17 protein-coding genes are annotated in these 18,109 nt (G+C 61.6%); 8 read left to right on the top strand and 9 right to left on the bottom strand.

Annotated features, from left to right (window positions below; all coding sequences use genetic code 11):
* Positions 1–93 precede the first annotated feature (93 nt).
* Positions 94–2,226, top strand: coding sequence for a methyl-accepting chemotaxis protein (locus tag CWS72_RS00845; protein ID WP_101248660.1), 2,133 nt, complete (start codon positions 94–96; stop codon positions 2,224–2,226).
* Between the two features lie 82 nt (positions 2,227–2,308).
* Here the strand turns inward: CWS72_RS00845 and CWS72_RS00840 are convergent, their stop codons facing one another.
* Positions 2,309–2,587, bottom strand: a complete 279-nt coding sequence (locus tag CWS72_RS00840; protein WP_146002577.1) for a hypothetical protein — start codon at positions 2,585–2,587, stop codon at positions 2,309–2,311.
* A 16-nt stretch (positions 2,588–2,603) separates the two neighbouring features.
* The gene (locus tag CWS72_RS00835; protein ID WP_101248658.1) at positions 2,604–3,020 is read right to left on the bottom strand and encodes a DUF1178 family protein; all 417 of its coding nucleotides are present in this window, start codon (positions 3,018–3,020) and stop codon (positions 2,604–2,606) included.
* Between the two features lie 294 nt (positions 3,021–3,314).
* Between CWS72_RS00835 and CWS72_RS00830 the strand changes: the two genes are divergently transcribed.
* Genes CWS72_RS00830 through CWS72_RS00820 form a run of 3 tightly spaced genes read left to right on the top strand, consistent with a single transcriptional unit; the run spans position 3,315 to position 7,419 of the window.
* A complete protein-coding gene (locus CWS72_RS00830; protein ID WP_158240448.1) occupies positions 3,315–5,432 on the top strand; it encodes a TonB-dependent receptor in 2,118 nt (705 codons plus the stop codon).
* 14 nt (positions 5,433–5,446) lie between these two features.
* Positions 5,447–6,505, top strand: coding sequence for an aliphatic sulfonate ABC transporter substrate-binding protein (locus CWS72_RS00825; RefSeq protein WP_101248656.1), 1,059 nt, complete (start codon positions 5,447–5,449; stop codon positions 6,503–6,505).
* A gap of 29 nt (positions 6,506–6,534) precedes the next feature.
* The gene (locus CWS72_RS00820) at positions 6,535–7,419 is read left to right on the top strand and encodes a nitroreductase family protein (RefSeq protein ID WP_101248655.1); all 885 of its coding nucleotides are present in this window, start codon (positions 6,535–6,537) and stop codon (positions 7,417–7,419) included.
* Positions 7,420–7,510: 91 nt separating this feature from the next.
* Here the strand turns inward: CWS72_RS00820 and CWS72_RS00815 are convergent, their stop codons facing one another.
* From CWS72_RS00815 to CWS72_RS00790, 6 genes are all read right to left on the bottom strand, one after another.
* Positions 7,511–8,713: an MFS transporter gene (locus CWS72_RS00815; RefSeq protein WP_158240447.1), complete on the bottom strand. Its 1,203-nt coding sequence runs from the start codon at positions 8,711–8,713 to the stop codon at positions 7,511–7,513.
* Entirely contained in the window at positions 8,710–9,567 is an 858-nt protein-coding gene (locus tag CWS72_RS00810) for a class I SAM-dependent methyltransferase (protein ID WP_101248653.1), read from the bottom strand. The genes CWS72_RS00815 and CWS72_RS00810 overlap by 4 nt, the downstream gene beginning before the upstream one ends.
* Positions 9,564–10,232, bottom strand: coding sequence for a hypothetical protein (locus tag CWS72_RS00805; RefSeq protein ID WP_146002576.1), 669 nt, complete (start codon positions 10,230–10,232; stop codon positions 9,564–9,566). The genes CWS72_RS00810 and CWS72_RS00805 overlap by 4 nt, the downstream gene beginning before the upstream one ends.
* A 170-nt stretch (positions 10,233–10,402) precedes the next feature.
* Positions 10,403–11,227, bottom strand: a complete 825-nt coding sequence (locus CWS72_RS00800) for a carbon-nitrogen hydrolase family protein (protein WP_101248651.1) — start codon at positions 11,225–11,227, stop codon at positions 10,403–10,405.
* Positions 11,224–11,487: a glutaredoxin 3 gene (gene grxC / locus CWS72_RS00795; protein WP_101248886.1), complete on the bottom strand. Its 264-nt coding sequence runs from the start codon at positions 11,485–11,487 to the stop codon at positions 11,224–11,226. The genes CWS72_RS00800 and grxC overlap by 4 nt, the downstream gene beginning before the upstream one ends.
* 73 nt (positions 11,488–11,560) lie before the next feature.
* Positions 11,561–12,322: a ComF family protein gene (locus CWS72_RS00790; protein WP_101248885.1), complete on the bottom strand. Its 762-nt coding sequence runs from the start codon at positions 12,320–12,322 to the stop codon at positions 11,561–11,563.
* A 77-nt stretch (positions 12,323–12,399) separates the two neighbouring features.
* Between CWS72_RS00790 and CWS72_RS00785 the strand changes: the two genes are divergently transcribed.
* The 4 genes from CWS72_RS00785 to radC all read left to right on the top strand — a co-directional run bounded on the left by CWS72_RS00785 (position 12,400) and on the right by radC (position 15,764).
* Positions 12,400–13,317 (top strand): methyltransferase domain-containing protein, encoded by a 918-nt coding sequence (locus tag CWS72_RS00785; RefSeq protein WP_241911516.1) that lies wholly within the window; start codon positions 12,400–12,402, stop codon positions 13,315–13,317.
* Between the two features lie 104 nt (positions 13,318–13,421).
* Complete coding sequence (sfsA, locus tag CWS72_RS00780; protein ID WP_101248650.1) at positions 13,422–14,147, top strand: DNA/RNA nuclease SfsA; 726 nt, start codon at positions 13,422–13,424, stop codon at positions 14,145–14,147.
* Between the two features lie 8 nt (positions 14,148–14,155).
* Positions 14,156–14,968 (top strand): type I methionyl aminopeptidase, encoded by an 813-nt coding sequence (gene map / locus CWS72_RS00775; RefSeq protein WP_101248649.1) that lies wholly within the window; start codon positions 14,156–14,158, stop codon positions 14,966–14,968.
* A 100-nt stretch (positions 14,969–15,068) separates the two neighbouring features.
* A complete protein-coding gene (gene radC / locus CWS72_RS00770; protein WP_101248648.1) occupies positions 15,069–15,764 on the top strand; it encodes a RadC family protein in 696 nt (231 codons plus the stop codon).
* 19 nt (positions 15,765–15,783) lie between these two features.
* Here the strand turns inward: radC and CWS72_RS00765 are convergent, their stop codons facing one another.
* Positions 15,784–17,988, bottom strand: coding sequence for a methyl-accepting chemotaxis protein (locus CWS72_RS00765; protein ID WP_101248647.1), 2,205 nt, complete (start codon positions 17,986–17,988; stop codon positions 15,784–15,786).
* Between the last annotated feature and the right edge of the window lie 121 nt (positions 17,989–18,109).

Raw genomic sequence — 18,109 nt, 5'->3', positions numbered from 1 at the left:
AATAAAATATATATGCGGAATTATATATTCAAATCTATCTGAATATATATTTTTTTGTCAAAAAAAGCACAAATTATATACAGGGCGTCCAAGATGGGTTTACATCTCTCCAAGAAGCTCCCGCTTCTTTTTTTGTCGCTCGCCGCCATTACTGCCGTGGTCATCGGAACACTGGCCTACGTGATAGCGGCATCGGATTTAACCGCCGCCACCGAAGGCAAGCTGAAAGCGACCGTCGAGGCGCGCAAGGTCGAGATCGATCGCTACCTGGACGGCGTTCGACAGGATCTGGCGATCCTATCCGGCATCAAGACGGTCGGCGATTCGCTGATCGAATTCGATTACGGCTTCAAGGCGCTGGAAAATGCGCCGCAGAAGTTGCGCCAGCTTTACGCCGAAGCGCCCGATCCGGCCGCGCGCATGGCCGTCGATACCCGGGACGACGGTTCCGATTATTCGGACGTCCACGCCCGCTATCACGGATGGTTCCGCAACTTCATGCGGTCCAAGGGTTTCCCCGATATTTTCCTGATCGGCCCGGACGGCGTCGTCATCTATTCGGTCGCCAAGTCCGCGCAATACGCCACCAGCCTGGTCGACGGCCCATGGAAAGGCGGCGAACTGGCCAAGCTGTTCGGGCGCATCAAACAATCGCCAGGAAAGGAGCAGATCGTCTTCACCGACGTCAAGCGCGCTCCCGATCTCGACAATCAGCCGGCGAGCTTTATCGGAGCGCCGGTCATTTCCGATGACGGCCAGTTCCTGGGGGCCCTGGTCTTCCAGATGCCCATCGGGCGAATCAACGACATCATGCAATTGGCCGTCGGCATGGGCGAGACGGGCGAGACCTATCTGGTCGGCAGCGATCGCCTGATGCGCAGCCAGTCGCGCCTGTCCACCGAGCCGACGGTGCTCGCGCGCCCCATCGACAACGAGGCGGTGGCGACTGCTCTGGCCGGCAGAAGCGGCGTCGCGACGGTAATCGGCCGCCAAGGCCGTCAAGCCATCGCGGCCTTCGCCCCCGTGCGGTTCCTGGGGGCGAGTTGGGCCGTCATCGGCGAGACCGACGTGACCGAGGTGATGGCCCCCGTGCACGGCATGGGAATGGTCATGCTGGCGGGGAGCACCCTCGCCCTGCTGGTGGTGGTCGGCATCGGCTGGCTGTTCGCCCGCGGCATCACCAATCCGATCGGCGCGATGACAGCCGCCATGGGCGCCATCGCCTCCGGACATTTGGCGACGGCCGTTCCGGCCCGCCTGAGGACCGACGAGCTCGGAGAGATGGCCGGCGCCGTCCAGGTCTTCAAAGACAACGCCCTGCTGATGGAACGCATGCAGAAGGAACAAACGGAAATCAAGCGGCTCGCCGAGACGGAACGCCGGGAGGCGATGACTCAACTGGCCGACGGGTTCGAAGCCAGCGTGCGCACGGTCGTGGACGTCGTCTCCTCGGCGGCCCGCGGCATGAAGGAAACGGCGGAGACGATGACCAAGGCGGCCGACGCCACCTCTCAGCGGTCCTCGGCCGCGGCGGAAGCCGCCGAAACGGCGTCGGGAAACGTCCAGTCCGTGGCGGCCGCCGCGGAGGAACTGTCCGCCTCGATTCAGGAAATCTCCCGGCAGGTGTCCCGTTCCAGCGAAATCGCCACGTCGGCGGTGGGCGAGGTGCGCCGCACCAATCAAATGGTTCAGGGCCTGGCCGACGCCGCGCAGAAGATCGGCGAGGTGATCCGCCTGATCAACGGCATCGCCGAACAGACCAATATGCTGGCCTTGAACGCCACCATCGAGGCCGCCCGCGCCGGAGAGGCCGGCAAAGGGTTCGCCGTCGTCGCCGGCGAGGTGAAAAGCCTGGCCACGCAAACCGCCCGCGCCACGGAAGAGATCTCCGTGCAGATCGCCAACGTGCAAAGTGCCACCCAGACGGCCGTCGATGCCATTCACGGCATCGCCGATACCATCAGCAAGATGGATCAAATCTCGGCCGCCATTTCAACGGCCATCGAGGCTCAAGGAGAGACGACCCAGGAAATCGCCCGCAACGTGCAATTGGCGGCGGCCGGCACACGCGACGTGACGGGCAACATCGCCGGCGTCAACAATACGGCCGGACAAACGGGGCTCGCCGCCAGCCAAGTCCTGCAAGCCGCGGCGGGCCTGACCGAACAATCCGTGGAACTGCGCAACCAAGTCGACAGCTTCCTGGAGAACATCAGAAAACATTGATCGATCGGAGAAATCGGCACGCCACTCGCGGGTGACATGCATCGGCCTGAGGGAAGGGGGCTTGTGATCAAGCCCCCTTCCCTCAGAACAGCCCGCTCAAGGGGCAGCCGCAGATGGGGCAGGTCATCGCCGCGATGACGCGGCGCTTTTCCTCTTCGGAATATTTGTCGCCCAGGACGCGCTCGACTTCGCTCACCAATTCCTTGTGACTGGCCGAAGCGCCGCAGGCGTTGTCATGCAGGGCCAAAGTGCGGATGTTGGGCGTATCCTCGCTGAAAGCGAAAGCCCGGCTCGCCGTCCCCAGCGTCACGCCGGCACCTGCCAGCGCCGTCATCAATGCCCGTCTGGAAAGACCGCTCATATTCCTCAATCTCCCTTCAAGAATCCCTACGGGGACGTCCGGGAATCAACATGATGTCGACCCCCTCCTCCCGTAACGACCGGGCCTCGTCAAGCGAGGTCTGACCATAAATGGGGCGCTCTTCCACCTCGCCGTAATGTATCCGCCGCGCTTCCTCCGGAAAGCGCTCACCCACATAGTCGCAGTTCTCTTCGATCGTCCGGCGCAGAGCGATCAAGGACTCGCGCAATTCGGCGTCCGCATCCCGCTTACCTTTTTCCGCGCGCTCCCCGCTGATCACGCCGGGCGACATCGGCGCCTTGCGGACCGAGCGGTTGCTGCACACGGGACAGGTCAACTCACCGGCGGCCAATTGCTCGTCGAATGTGGCGCCATTGCGAAACCAGCCCTCGAACTCGTGTTCTTGGCCGCAGATGAGATGAAAGAGAATCATTATGGCAATTTTGCAGCAAAGCCGCGTCAGACTCAACGGTTTCAAGGGACACACAACCCATCCGCATCTCTAGCCATGGCCGCAATTACCAAAAATTGAAATCCCATTGACTCCCGCTAATAAATCTACTAAATCGATAGATATTGTGCTCTATACGCCAACCATGGGGGTCGCAGAGTGCATATCAAAAATACAATCCGCATAACAAAATAAAAATTCGCACAATATCAGCAAGAAAGACGGTGTTATACACGAAATTCTGGAAAATTGGGGGCATAAATGAAGGGAATATCGGTGGCAATTGTTATTGCATTTATTTTTATTAATGGAAGCAACGCTTTCTCACAACAAGCACCTTCACTCACTGACACCCCATCCTCATCGCAAAATGCCACATCGGATGCCATTGAGGATGTCGTCGTCACGGCGGAACGGCGGGAAACCAAGCTACAGACCACCCCCGGGTCGATCGCCGTCATCGACCAGACGCGCCTGCAGGACGCGCAGATCAATACTTTGCGCGATGCCAAGGGCCTGATTCCGAACGTCAACATTCCCGGCACGTTCCTGACGAATTCCACGCAAAGCTATTGGTTTCGCGGCATCGGTGAGAACGACCCCTATCAGGACCCCGCGGTCGGCTATTACGTGGACGACGTGGTGTCTCCCCGCCTCATCGGCAGCCTTGGCGATCTCGCTGATGCCGAGCGGGTCGAGGTGCTGGTCGGTCCCCAGGGCACGCTCTACGGCCGCAACACCAACGGCGGCGCCGTCAAGGTGATCACCAAGACCCCCGGAGACAAGGCCGAGGTTTTCGGCGACATCGGCGGGGGAGACTGGGGGCAATTCGAAAGCCACGGCTACGCGGGCGGCGCCATCGTGCCCGGCAAGGCCTACGCCAGTTTGAGCTTCTCCCACGCCCAGAACGACGGCTTCAGTTACAACGAGGTCCTGCGCAAGGACGTGATGAACAAGGATGTGACATCGCTGCGCGGGAAGTTCCGCCTGACGCCGAGCGATGACCTCGATATCCGCCTTTCCATCGATGGCGGCCGCGACAATTCGCCAAGCTTCTTCCGCACCCCGGTCAACCGGGTCGGCGGATATGATCCCGGGCTCATCGACTCCGAGCGGAATCCGCAAGGAAAGCTCGAGCTTGGCGGAACATCGCTCAATATCACCAAGGATCTGAACGACGCGGTGACGCTGAAATCCATCACCGCGGCGCGCGGCTTCACGGAAAGCCCGATCATCACCGACAGCGACGGACTGCCCAGCATCATCAACGAGAGCTCCGACAAGCTGTTCGAGAAATTCTATTCCCAGGAATTCCAGGCGGCCGCGAACTACGACGCGCTCAATCTGGTCGGCGGCCTGTTCCTTTATCACGAATTCTATTCGACGGACCGCACGGTCTTTGCAAGCAATGTGCTGGAAGCGGGACGCCTGACCACCGACAGCGGCGCCCTCTTCGGACAGGGAACCTACAAGATCACCGACCAGCTTTCCGGCATTTTCGGATTGCGCCTGACCGACGAAAAACGCCAAAACCGCTACCGTGTCGACACCATCACCGCGACCGGAACCCCCACCGCCACCCGCTTTAACTCCTCGGCCGCCCACACATGGTATTCGTTGGCGCCCAAAGCCGGCGTCGATTACCAGTGGACTCCGAGCGTTTTTCAGTATGCGACCGTCACCAAGGGCTTCAAATCGGGAGGATACGACCGCGCGGTCACCACGGTCCTGGCCGCGACAACGGCATTCGCGCCGGAAAAGGTCGTCACCTACGAGACCGGCGTCAAAACATCCTGGCTCGATCGTCGAGCGACGGCCAACCTCGCGCTCTTCTACAACGACTACAAAGACCTCCAGCTTTCCATCTGGAACGCCGCGGTTAATACCTACGTCCGCAGCAACGCCGAGAAGGCCCATTCCCAGGGCGCGGAACTGAGCACGACGCTTCTGCTGGCGAAAGGCCTCGAATGGTTGAACTCCGCCGGTTTTCTGATCGGCAAATATGACGAGGCGGTGGGCGCGCTGGGTGCCGGAACCAACGCGAAAGGCAACAGGCTGATGAACGCTCCCCATTGGACGCTCGATTCGGGCCTCGACTACACCCTGCCCCTGGCCATTCCGGGGAAACTCAAGACGCGGGCCGATATCAAGTACCAGACGTCTTCCTTTTCCAACGTGGCCAATACGCCCCAGGTCTCCATTCCCTCCTACGCGATCGTCGATCTCGGCATTTCCTATACCACCGAGGACAATCACTGGACCTTGAGCGGAACCGCCAAAAACATCTTCGACCAGAGACCGCTGCAGATCGGCAACTATTCACCGCCCGGCATCTGGGTGGCGACACCTTATCCGCCAACCACGGTCTTCTTCAAACTGGCTTACCATCTTTGACGAGGAGCAGGGTCTTGACGATCACAACCGTTCCCTTGCCTGAACCGGCCCAGACCGCATACACCGTGCGGGCTTGCAAAAATGATCCGGTAAATCGCCACGGCGTCGGCCACCGCATGGTCGCGGGCTTGCGGGCCTTCGTCCTGGCGTCCGCCCTCCTCGCCATTCCCGCCCGGCAGGCTCTCGCGGCGGGAGAGGCCAACGCGCCGCCTACGCTCAATGTCGGTGACGTCCCCGGCGGATTGCAGACGTTGCTGCGGTCCTCCGGGGATACCCCCTCGCCCCGTTATCAGCTCGTCTGGTATCGGTTCCGCGAGGTCATCGACGAATTGCACGCCTTGAACGCCGGAGCGTTGGACCTGGGGAGCATCGGAGACAGCGGCCTGATCACCGGCCGGGCGACGGGGCTCGCAATCAAGGCGGTCGCCGCCTGGCAGACGGATGGCGCCAACAACGCGATCGTCGCCCGCGCCGGATCTCCGTTCCGGTCGTTGGCTGACCTCACGGGACACAAGATCTGCGTATCCCGTGCCTCCCTGGGGCATTTCCTCCTGCTGACAGCCGCGGCGCGCGAAGGCTTGCCGGAAGACGCCTTGAAACTGGTCTTCCTGGGCCGCGCCGATTGCAAGGCGGCCCTCAGTTCCGGCGCCGTCGACGCCTGGGCCGCCTGGGGCCCCTACACGGTCATGGAGGAGTTGCATAATTCCGCCCAGGTCGTCCTCCGGGGGTCGGAGTTGACCACCTCCCTCGGATTGATCGTCGGCACCGAAAAAGTGCTGCAGGCGAAGCGTGACGTCATCCGCGACTTTCTTGATCGCGTCGCCCGCGCCCGCGCCTGGGGCCGCACCCACCAGGAGGAATACGCCCGGGCATACGCCGAGGAGACCGGCATACCTTTCGACGCGGCCCTGCTTCTGATCAAGCGGGACAACACGCGCATGGTCCCGATTTCCCCCGAGCTGAAGGCGGCGCTGGCCCGCATCCAGAACACCTTTTTCGCCGCCAACATCCTTACCACGAAGATCGATCTCGACGAGGCCTTCGACCTGTCGTTCTCGGTCAGCCAAAACTGACGCCCAGCCCTCCAACGGAGTTCATCGAAATGAACGAAATCGCGATCAACAATGCCCCTGAACGCGCAGGTAGCGATGATGCCGAGCTGTTGCGCGAGGCCGACGCCCTGCTTCGGCTTCGCTATCGCCAGGATGACGATCGGCCGAAACCCCGCCATTGGAACGCAGTTCTGTCGTCACTGCTATCCCATCGGTCGGTCAGAGCCTACCTGCCGACGCCGGTCCCGTCCGACATTCTGGAAAGCGCCATCGCGGCCGCCCAATCGGCCTCGACCTCGCTCAATCTCCAAGCCTGGAGCGTCGTCGCCATCGAAGATCGGCAGCAAAAGAAAAGGGTCTGCGTCGGCGTGGCGGATCAGACGTGGATTCACGAGGCCCCCCTTTATCTGATCTGGCTGGCCGACCTGTCCCGGCATCAGCGCATCGCCGAGGCCACCGGCGCCGATCGGGGGTCGCCCGATCCGAACAATCTCGACCCCATACTGACCGGCGTCGCCGACACGGCGCTGGCCGCCCAAAACGCGGCGGTCGCCTTCGAGTCCTTCGGACTGGGGCTTGTCTACATCGGGGCTCTGAGGCTCTATCAGCGGGAACTTCGTGCCGCGCTCGGCTTGCCGCGTCATGTGCTGCCGGTGTTCGGCATGTGCGTCGGCTATCCCGATGCCGACCGGGAAACCGGTATCAAACCAAGGCTGCCGCTGTCGGCGGTCCTGCACCGGGAACGCTATGACACGGCGCCCCAGTTGGACGCCGTCTGGCGCTATGACCGGAAGCTGCACGCCTACAACCGGGAGCAGGGGCGCGAGGCTCCCACCTGGAGCGAATACTCGCTCTACCGCCTGGATCGCATGCATGAAAGCCAAGACCGGGAGGATTACAACCAAGCCATCCGGGATCTCAATTTGTCACGCTGACGGCGCGAGGAAATCGGCAAACCCGGTCTCCGCAAGCCTCATTTTCCTCGGGGCTTGCGGATCGCCCAAACGCGAAATGCGAATTCACCCGTCAGTTTTTTGAGGAAAAACCAGGAGAAAGCCCATCGTCCAGGGGGACGGGACGACGCAGGAGGACAATCAGCCTCAACGCCACCAGGAAAGCCGCGCCGGCAAGGATAGGCACGACCGGCAGAACATCTGGAGACGCCTCCTTGTCGAAACCGATCGCCCACACACTGCAGGCCGTTCCGATATGCATCGTCGTGGTATTCCATGAACTCGCCGATGCCCTGCGCATGGGAGCCAGCGTCGCCAGCAGCGTCTGCTGGTCGGACACGAAAGCGCCACTGGCGGCGAACCAAAGAAAGACGCAAAGCGCGACGGCGCCGATTGTCCCGCTCACCGACGCTCCCACGATGGATAATCCCAGGAGCACGGACCACACCGGCAGACGCGACGCTGGGTCCGATGCACCCCATGCGTTCGGAAGCGGCACCTTTCTGCCGATCAACGCACCGACGACGCTTCCCGTCCCGACAAGAACGCCGACCAGGCCAAGCTGCTGCGCCGACAAATCGAAGCGTCGCGTCAGATCGACGCCAAGAAACGTGTACGCTCCAAGGTTGGCTGCATGGAAAAAGAAGGTGATCACCAGCGCCACCGCCGTCTCTCGCTGCAACCAAACCCCGAACAATCGGCGGGCCGGGGGCGAACCGGACCGATCCGGAGCCCCTTTCAGCGCAGGAAGCACCGCGCCGGCGGCAAGCACGAGCAGCAGCGACAAACCGGCGATGGCTCCGAATGGCGAGCGCCAGCCGAATTGCGCCGCGACGAAGCTGCCGATCGGCACGCCGGCAACCTGACCGAGGGAAAAGGCCGCCATCCCCAATCCGATCGCGCGCCCGCGACCAGCCGCGGAAGCGAGATCGGCAAGCAACGCCCAAATGGCCGGCCCCGCCAGCGCGGCGCCGAGCCCCCCGACGCCCCTGGCGACGATCAACCAGTCGAGCCCGGAAGAAAGCGAGGAGACCAGGTTACCCACCAGGAACAGGAACATCCCAACAATGATGCCGATCCGCCGTTGCGTGCCATCGGTGACGATGGCCAGGACGGGAGCCAGCACCGCATAGCTCAACGCATAGGCATTGACGATGGCGGCGGCGTCGTTCGGGCTGCGCCCAAGATCAAGAGCGATCGACGGTAAAAGCGGCGAGACGAGGAAGGTCTCGGTTCCGATCAGAAACAGCGCGACATAAAGAATGAGACCGGTCATGACGGCAGCCCCCCCCGATAAGGAAGGCATTTCCATTGTCTGACCTGCATGGACGTGATGTATCCCTGCCGGCGCATGCGCTCCTCGGCGAGATAACCGAGGGCCTCGAAAAACAGCCGTTCCTTTGCCGGAGGAGCCAGTTGGCTGTAATAGGTCCCGAACGTCGCCGCATGGTAGCGGACGTAGGCTTCCCCGCTGGCGGCCCGCATCGTCGCTTCCTGAGGGCGGCTCTGATCGATGTCGAAATGACGGCTCAGCAGTGCCCGCAGATGCCTGACGCTGCGCGTCCGCCTCGCGATCGGGAAAACCCCGTGAGCGGCAAAACGCGCGGTCGCCGCACCTTTCGTATCGCCGAGCAATTGCAAGGCCTGCCTGACCAGTTCATCCGTTCCCCCCAGTCCATCCGCGTCGGCGACGGGGTGATAGGTGGTCAGCACGAAATGGCCATCGGCGCCGATCTGTTGGGAAATCCAGCGGAAGACCTGATCCTCGTGAGGATAAAGCCAATGCAAAACCGATGTCATGACAATGAAGTCGAAGGGCGCATCGACCTCGGGCGACTGGGTCAGATCGGCCGCGATCAGACCCACCTTGTCGCCATGCCCGCGCAGCTTTTCCGCAGCCTCGTCCAGGCGGGCTGCGAGCATGTCGATGCCGACAGCCCGCTCAAGAGCGGGAAACCGCTCGAAAGCCTGCGCCAGCAATGTTCCGGTTCCGCAGCCAAGATCAAGGATCCGCAGGGTATGATGCGGCGCCCAATCGAGAACACTTGCGAGATCCAAGGATTGCCGCAGCCGGCTCGCCTCGTCGTAGCCCGCCTGAACGCGGGCCTGGCGCATCGCGTCCGCGCTCATTGTGCTGCCACCACTTGCCGAGGCGCCGGAAACGCCGGTGGACGCAGCCTGGCGGCGATGGCCGTCCACCGGCAACCGCGAACTCCGCCATTATCCAAGAGTTCGTAATTCGGGGTGCACCCCTTGGCCCGAACGATTTCCGCCATCGCCCGCGTGCAGTATTCGCAAGGAGAGCCCAGGGTGATGGGAACGCCCCGGGCACGAGCCTTCTCGCGATAAATCCAGATGGCGCAGCGGTCGATCTGTACGGTGCTGCGCTCGGAGGACCTCTCGGTAATGGTATAGGTGGAATCATAAAGTTCAGCCTGTTGGGCGATCCGGCGGACCGCCGGGACGGGGCCCTGCCCTCCCTCCTCATCGAGCAGCCTGAGCACCTCGGCGTTTGACCGCGCCCAGTCCGTCATCGCCTCATGGCCGAAAAGTCCGACGAGGAAGCGCTCCAAAAGAGCCTGCGCCCGGAAGAACACCGACTTCCATTCGTCGGCACTGCCATTCGTGGCGGACGGAAGTTCATGGAATATCTTTGAACGGACATCCATCCATGCTGCGAGGTGACGCTCGCCATGCGCATTCAGCAGGTAATTGGTCATGCCTGCCTCAGCCTCGAAAAGCCTGCGGCGCCAAAGAGCTGCGTGCTCTTCCGTCGTCATATTGATCCGAGTCATGCCGCCTCCTTCGATTCCGAAGAGCAGCCTCACCTTAAGCAGGATCAGCCCGGCCGAGCGAATCAAATTTCTATCATAATACTAGATATATAGATTATAATAATACTATAAAATTTTGTATTTCATAAGGTTGGGGTACTTATTATTTTTTATCAAATAGTTATCACCACCTATGCCAACCCGGCATAAAGTCGGTCATGGGTGAGCGAGGGAACCTTCCGTCGCGCCGCGGCGACTTCGGCGGGATCGACCTCGGCAAGGACGAACCCCGGCTGCTCCCCTCCGTCGGCCAGAACCGTCCCCCAGGGGGAAACGATCAGCGCATGACCAAAGGTCTGGCGTCCGCCGATATGCTCGCCGCATTGCGCCGGAGCGAACACATAGCACCCCGTCTCGATGGCCCGGGCACGCAGCAGCACATGCCAATGCGCCCGCCCGGTCGTCCGGGTGAAAGCCGCCGGGACCGCCAGAAAATCGGCGCCGGCCTTGGCCAATCCCCGGTAGAGGTGGGGAAAGCGGACATCGTAGCAGATGGACAGCCCCAGTTTTCCCCAGGGCGTCCCCACCACCACGGCGTCCGCCCCCGGCTTGAAGGTCGACGATTCGCGATAAGATTCGCCATTGTCGAGATCCACGTCGAACATATGGATCTTGTCGTAGTGAGCCACCACATCGCCTCTGGGATCGAGGAAATAGGTGCGATTGGCCACCTGGCCATCCTCCAGCAACACGGCGAGCGACCCGCAATGCAGCCATAACCTGGTTTCCCGGGCCAATTCACGGAAGGCGGCCAGCGCCTTATGCTCGCTCTCCGGCATGGCCTTGCCGACGATGTTCTTTCGGCCCCATTCCATCATGCTGACGTTTTCGGGCATCAAGACCAGTTGCGCCCCGGCGGCACGGGCATCGCAGGCGAGCGTGGCGGCCGCCTGGATATTGGCGTCCATGTCGTTGCCGGCATTGACCTGGATGCAGGCGACCTTGAAGGAACTCATTCCGCCAACCCCAGCAAGGGGTTGAGCGCTCCCTGCCGATCCAGCGCATAGAGATCGTCACAACCGCCGACATGCTGATCACCGATAAAAATCTGGGGAACGCTCCGCCGACCACCGGCCCGCTCGATCATCGCCTCGCGAAGCGCCTCGTCGTCTTCAACGTTGATTTCGCGGAAGGCCACACCCTTCTTTGCCAGAAGCGCCTTGGCGCGAACGCAATAGGGACAGATCGTCGTCGTATAGATCTCGACCGAGGTCATCATAAGCTCCGAATTATGGACCTCTCAATATAACGCGACACGAAACAAAGGCCAGGGCCTCAATCCGGGGCAATCAATCACCGGGACGGACGACACGGGCAAGAGTGAGGACATCGACCACCGCCGCGCCGCCTCCGCGCAGCACGCGGACGCATTCCTCGACCGTGGCCCCCGACGTTAGGACGTCATCGATCAGCAGCACGTGACGCCCCTTGACCTCGGCATGCCGATTGAGATGGATCGCGCCATGCAGGTTGGCCCGGCGCTGGCGCCGGCCCATGGAACCCTGTTTCGGCGTGTGGCGCACGCGGATCAGGGCGTCGGGACGGCATGGCACGCCGGAGAGTTTCGACAAGCCGTTGGCGAGAAGCGCCGATTGGTTGTAACGCCGCTGAAAAAGACGCCATCGGTGCAACGGCACGGGAACGATAAGATCGGCTTCGGCCAGCAATTCCATTCCGGCGCGGGCCATCCAACGCGCGAAGTAGGGCGCACGGCCGACGCGATCGGCGTGTTTCAGACCGAGAACCAGACCCTTGCTGGCGCCGTCATAACGAAAGACCGCCCGAGCCCGGCGATAGCGGGGGGGATCACTCAAACAGCGGGCGCAGATCATGGCCCCGCCGGTATCCACTTCGAAAGGCAGCCCACAACGCAGGCAAAAGGGCGGTCCAAGAAAGGTGATGCCTTCCCAACAGGACGGGCAAAGCGTTCCCTGCGCTTCGGTCACGCCGCCGCAGGACAGACAGCGGGGCGGGATCAGCACATCGATGACAACCCCCGCCCATCGGCGGAAAGCCGCGAAAAGGACGGAGCACGCCCGGTCGATCTCCATGGCGATGATTATTCCACAATGATCCATAATGGCAATAAGGGGAAACATCAACTTGACGGTTGCCCCGGCGGCATGCCATGCCCTATAGCCAATGGATGAGCGACTTCCTGGTCTTCGATCGGCATCAGGTTCGACGGCAACGCGAGCGCGCGGCGGCGACGCTGGGCGCGCACGACTTCTTGCTGCGCGAAATCGGCGAGCGTCTGGCCGACCGCCTGTCCGATGTTACGCGGCGTTTTCCCCTGGCCCTCGATCTCGGATGCCATTCCGGTGAACTGGGCCGCCTGCTCGCCGGACGCGGCGGCATCGAACGACTGGTGGAGGCTGATCTGTCCCCGGCGATGGCGGCACGGGCCGGGCATCTGGCGGTGGCCGTCGATGAGGAGGCCCTTCCCTTCGCCGCCCAGAATTTCGATCTGGTAATCAGCAATCTGTCATTGCACTGGGTCAACGATCTGCCGGGATGTCTTCTGCAGATCCGGCACAGCCTGAAGGATGACGGCCTTTTCCTCGCCTCCATGCTGGGGGGCGAGACGCTGATCGAACTGCGCGGATGTCTTCAGGAGGCCGAACTTGAGATGGAGGGGGGCGCCAGCCCGCGCGTCTCGCCTTTCGCCGACCTGCGCGACGCCGGAGCCCTGCTGCAGCGGGCCGGATTCGCCTTGCCGGTGGTCGATGTCGACACCATCACGGTAACCTACCCGTCGCCACTGAAACTGCTGACGGATTTGCGAGGCATGGGCGAAACCAATGCCGTTGCCGCCCGCCGCAAGACTTTCACCCGTCGAAACACGCTGCTGCGGGCCTTGGCGCTCTATGAAGAGCGTCACGCGGATCGCGACGGCCGAATTCCGGCCACATTCCAGGTGCTGACGTTAACCGCCTGGCGACCGGATGCCTCCCAACAAAAGCCGCTGCCACCGGGCAGTGGACGGGTTCCCCTGGCCCGGGCATTGGAGGAAGGTGTACCGCGCAAGAAAAATTTCGATGCCTGACGGCACAAGCCGACCGAGACGGCATGTGCCGGCATGCCTTATCTGAAATGTAACAACCGCCGGACATTATCGACGCAACGGTTGAATTGGATTAGCCTTCACCGATGATTTTCACCACCCCTTTGCAACGCGCCACATTGGTACGACGCTACAAACGCTTCCTGAGCGACGTCACCCTGCCCGACGGTGAGTTGGTCACGGCGCATGTGGCCAATTCCGGCGCCATGCTGGGATTGGCGGATCCGGGCCTGGAGGTATGGCTGTCCCACCACCCGAGTGCGACGCGGAAATTGGCCTGGAGTTGGGAATTGGCGCGCATCGACGGAGGATTGGTCGGCATCAATACGATGCACCCCAATGCCATCGTCGCCGAGGCGATCGCCTCGGGGACCGTAGCCCCCCTCGCCGGTTACAGCCAAATTCGACGCGAAGTGCCTTATGGAACGAATTCGCGCGTCGATCTGTTGCTGACGTCACCCGATCGCCCCAGATGTTACGTCGAAGTGAAAAACGTTCACTTGAAACGAGGTGACGCGGCCTGTTTTCCCGATGCCGTGACGGCGCGGGGGACCAAGCACCTCCACGAACTGACCGAGGTCGTCAAAGCCGGCGACAGGGCTGTCATGCTGTTCCTGGTGCAGCGTGAAGACTGCTGCTATTTCATGCCGGCCAGCGATATCGATCCGGTCTATTCGCAAGCGTTGTTGCAAGCCGCCGCCGCCGGAGTCGAAGTATATTGTTATGCTTGCCGCCTGACGTTGGAGGAGATTCGGCTCGATCAGCCGTTGCCCCTGAGACTGTCCGGCGACGGGCGTTCGTTTGAAAAGTGAGAGATAGGATGGAACGAAACGACAGCAGCCGGGAGGTGAACCGCATCACCCTGCACGGCCCCGAGGATTTCGAATCGATGCGCCGAGCCGGACACTTGGCTGCCTTGTGTCTCGACTATATCACCCCCTTCGTCGTCCCGGGCGTCACCACGGGTGAACTTGATCGCCTGTGCGACGAGTTCACCCGGACGCACGGCGGCGTTTCGGCGCCGCTCAACTATCGCGGATATCCGAAATCGATCTGCACCTCGGTCAATCATGTGGTGTGCCACGGAATTCCGAGCGACAAGGTCCTGGTGGAAGGCGACATACTCAATATCGACGTCACGCCCATCCTCGACGGCTGGCATGGCGATTCCAGCCGGATGTACTACGTCGGCAAGGTGGGGGTGAAGGCCCGCAAGCTGTGCGAAGTCACCTATGAATCGCTGATGCGGGGAATCGAGGTGGTCAAGCCGGGCGCCACCCTGGGCGACATCGGTCATGTCATCCAGCAGTTCGTTGAGAAGCAGAAATTCTCGGTGGTCCGCGATTTTTGCGGTCACGGGGTCGGACGCATCTTCCATGAACCGCCGAATGTCGTGCATTACGGCAAACCCGGTCACGGACTTGAGCTCCGCGAAGGCATGATCTTCACCATCGAACCGATGGTCAACGCCGGCCGCCACGAGACCAAGATCCTGTCCGACGGCTGGACCGCGGTGACCAAGGATAAAAGCCTCTCGGCGCAATTCGAGCACACCATCGGGGTGACGGCGGACGGTTGCGAGATATTCACCCTGTCTCCGGCCGGGCTGCACTGCCCGCCTTACGCGGTGTGAGCAGGCCAAGGGGACAAGAATTTAAAGGGGCCAAGCGGGTTCACCGATTGCCCCGATCGAGCCCCTTTCAACCATTGGCCGGGAACGGTAATCTCGGCCAATGACTTCCGCCGCCCCCAAGGATTCGCCGCATTATCTCGGACATCGGCAACGGTTGCGCCAGCGTTTCCTCGATGGCGGCGCCGAAGCGCTGCCCGACTACGAATTGCTTGAGCTGATTCTCTGCCTGGCCATACCTCAAAAGGACGTCAAGCCGCTGGCCAAGACTCTTCTGGCCCGTTTCGGCGGCTTCGGCGCGGTAATTCATGCCGAACTCCCGGCCCTGCTCGCCGTTCCCGGCGTCAAGGACAACACCGCCTGCGCCATCAAGCTGATCGGCGCCGCGGCACAAAGGCTGGCCCAGGCCGAGGTGCTCGGCAGACCCGTTCTGTCGTCATGGGAAAAACTGCTCGACTATTGCAAGGTCACCCTGGCCCATCTGCCCCAGGAACGTTTTCACCTGCTGTTCCTCGATCGGAAAAACGCGTTGATCGCCGACGAGCCCCAGCAAAAGGGAACCATCGACCATACGCCGGTTTATCCTCGCGAGGTGGTCAAGCGGGCGCTGGAACTGAACGCCAGCGCCATCATCATGGTCCACAACCATCCCTCGGGTGATCCGACGCCCAGCCAGGCCGATATCGAAATGACCGGCCGCATCAGGGATGCGGCCGGCCCTATCGGCATCATCGTGCACGATCATCTGGTGATAGGCAGAAACGGCTGCTTCAGTTTCCGCTCGCAGGGATTGATCTGAAGCAGCCGCGGGGCCGGTTTTACGCGGAGCGGACCGTCTCCAGGAAACGGCTGACGACATCCCGCAGATCCTTGGCCTCCTTCGACAATGTCCGGGCCGAGTCCAGAACCTGCCCGGCCGCCGAACCGGTTTCCGCGGACGCCTGGGTCACGCCGCCGATGTTGGACGAGACCTCCTGCGTGCCGGTCGCCGCCTGCTGGATGTTGCGGGCGATTTCCGCCGTGGCCGCCGATTGCTCTTCGACCGCCGAGGCGATCGCCGTCGAGATTTGCTTGATTTCCTCGATCCGGTTGACGATGCCGGCGATCGCACTGACCACTTCCCCGGTTCCCGTCTGCACGGCGTTGATCTGGGCGCCGATCTCCTCGGTCGCCTTGGCGGTCTGGTTGGCCAGGCTTTTCACCTCGTTGGCAACGACGGCGAAACCCTTGCCCGCATCGCCAGCCCGCGCCGCCTCGATGGTCGCGTTCAAGGCCAACAGATTGGTCTGGGAGGCGATATCGTTGATCAGCTTGACCACCTCGCCGATGCGGGCAGAGCTGTCGGCCAATCCCTGCACCGTCTGGTTGGTGCGATTGGCCTCTTCGGAGGCGGACAGGGAAACCCGGCTGGACTGCTCGACCTGGCGGCCGATCTCGCTGATCGACGAGGAGAGTTCCTCGGCGGCGCTGGCCACCGTTTGAACACTGGCCGAGGCCTGTTCGCTGGCGGTGGCGACGTTGGTGGCCTGTTGATTGGTCTGCTCGGCGTTGGCAGACATGGCCTGTGCGGTGGTCTGCAATTCGGTCGCGGCGGAAGTCACCCCGCTGACCACCCCCCCCACTGAGGATTCGAAGGTGTTGGCCATTTCATGCATGACACGGCGCCGTTCCGCCTCGGCCTGCGCCTGGGCCTCCGCCCGTTGCGTGATACTCCGCTTCAAATCGTCCTGCATCTTGCGCAGGGCATCCGCCAAAAGCCCCACCTCGTCGACCTGCCGCAGCTCGAGGTTCTGATTGAAGTCCTGGTTCGCGATGCCGTTGGCGAAATCCGAGCAGCGACGGATGGGAGCGGCGATACCGCGCGCGGCGACGATGATCAGGCTGATCGCCGCCGCGGCGACGACCAGGGCGACGCCGATCTGCCAGGCGGTGCTGGATGCCGATTGGGCGCTCAAGGCACCGTCGAGTTTACGCACCGGTTCCATCACCACGTCCCTGGGAACCGAAATGACGACCGCCCATGGCGTGTCGGTCGAACCAAGCCTGATTGGCGAATAGGTGTCGATGAAGGGTGACTTGGGGTCATCCTGGATCACGGCTTTTCCCGCCCGGACGATCGCCTGGCTTTCCGCCCAGCGCGGATCGGCTTCCGCTGCGGTCTTACCGATGACGTCCGCATTGGCGCTGTTGGCGACGATCAAGCCGGTATCGTTGAGAATCGCCACCTTTCCCCTGTCTTTGCTTCTGCCGTCGAACAGCGTGTTGTTGACCTGCACGGCCACCTTTTGGACGAAATCGAGATTGTAATCGGCCCCGGCGACACCGCGGAACTTTCCATTGACCACGACGGGAACCGACATGGTGGCCAGAAACACCGACTTTCCCTGGACGATGTAAGGCAGCGGGCCAAGGATGTTTTCCTTGCCGGAGGTCTGCGGGTTGATAAACCAAGCCCCCTTGACCAGCCCGTTGGGATGCTTTTCCTTGCTGTCATATTCAACCAAAGGCTGAATTGCGATCGTGCCATTCGAGCTTCTTGTCCAGTAGGGAAGGAAGCGGCCGGTGCCGTCCGAACCCAGATCCCGATGGTCCTTGAATTCGGCGTCGTCGCCATCCAGCGCGTTCGGCTCCCAGGCCGAATAGGTGCCGTTGAAGCCGGGATTGTGCTCGAGCACGTTTTTCAACACGGCATTGAGCTGCGAGCGCCGCTGCGCCGTCGGCGTCCCGTTCTTCTCGTCGGCCAGGATCGCGAAGGCATGCGCCATATTGCGGGCCGCGTCGAAGGCCAGATCAAGTTCCGCCTTGACGGTCGCGGCCTCCTGGCCTGCCCGGTTCAACAACGCCTTCTTGCTGAGGTCGTCGGCCAGGGCCGAGGTTTCCGCCGCGACATAGTCATGGCTGCTTTTCGAGGAAAAAAGGCCATAGCCGATCAAAACGGCGATCGTCCCGACCAGGCAAAAACCGGACACCAGAGCGATTTTCATCTGGATGGACCGGATATTGGAGAAAGATACGAAATTCATTTTGCCCCCTACAGAGCGCATAGATCTAATAGCCAGTATGCCATAAGCCAACTTTATCAACCCTTGATTTTTTGTAAATAAGTGAATCGTAGATACAATCACACTCTGATTAAAATTATGC

Source organism: Telmatospirillum siberiense, assembly GCF_002845745.1.
GTDB classification, from domain to species: domain Bacteria; phylum Pseudomonadota; class Alphaproteobacteria; order Rhodospirillales; family Magnetospirillaceae; genus Telmatospirillum; species Telmatospirillum siberiense.
This window is presented reverse-complemented; position numbering and strand designations above follow the sequence as displayed.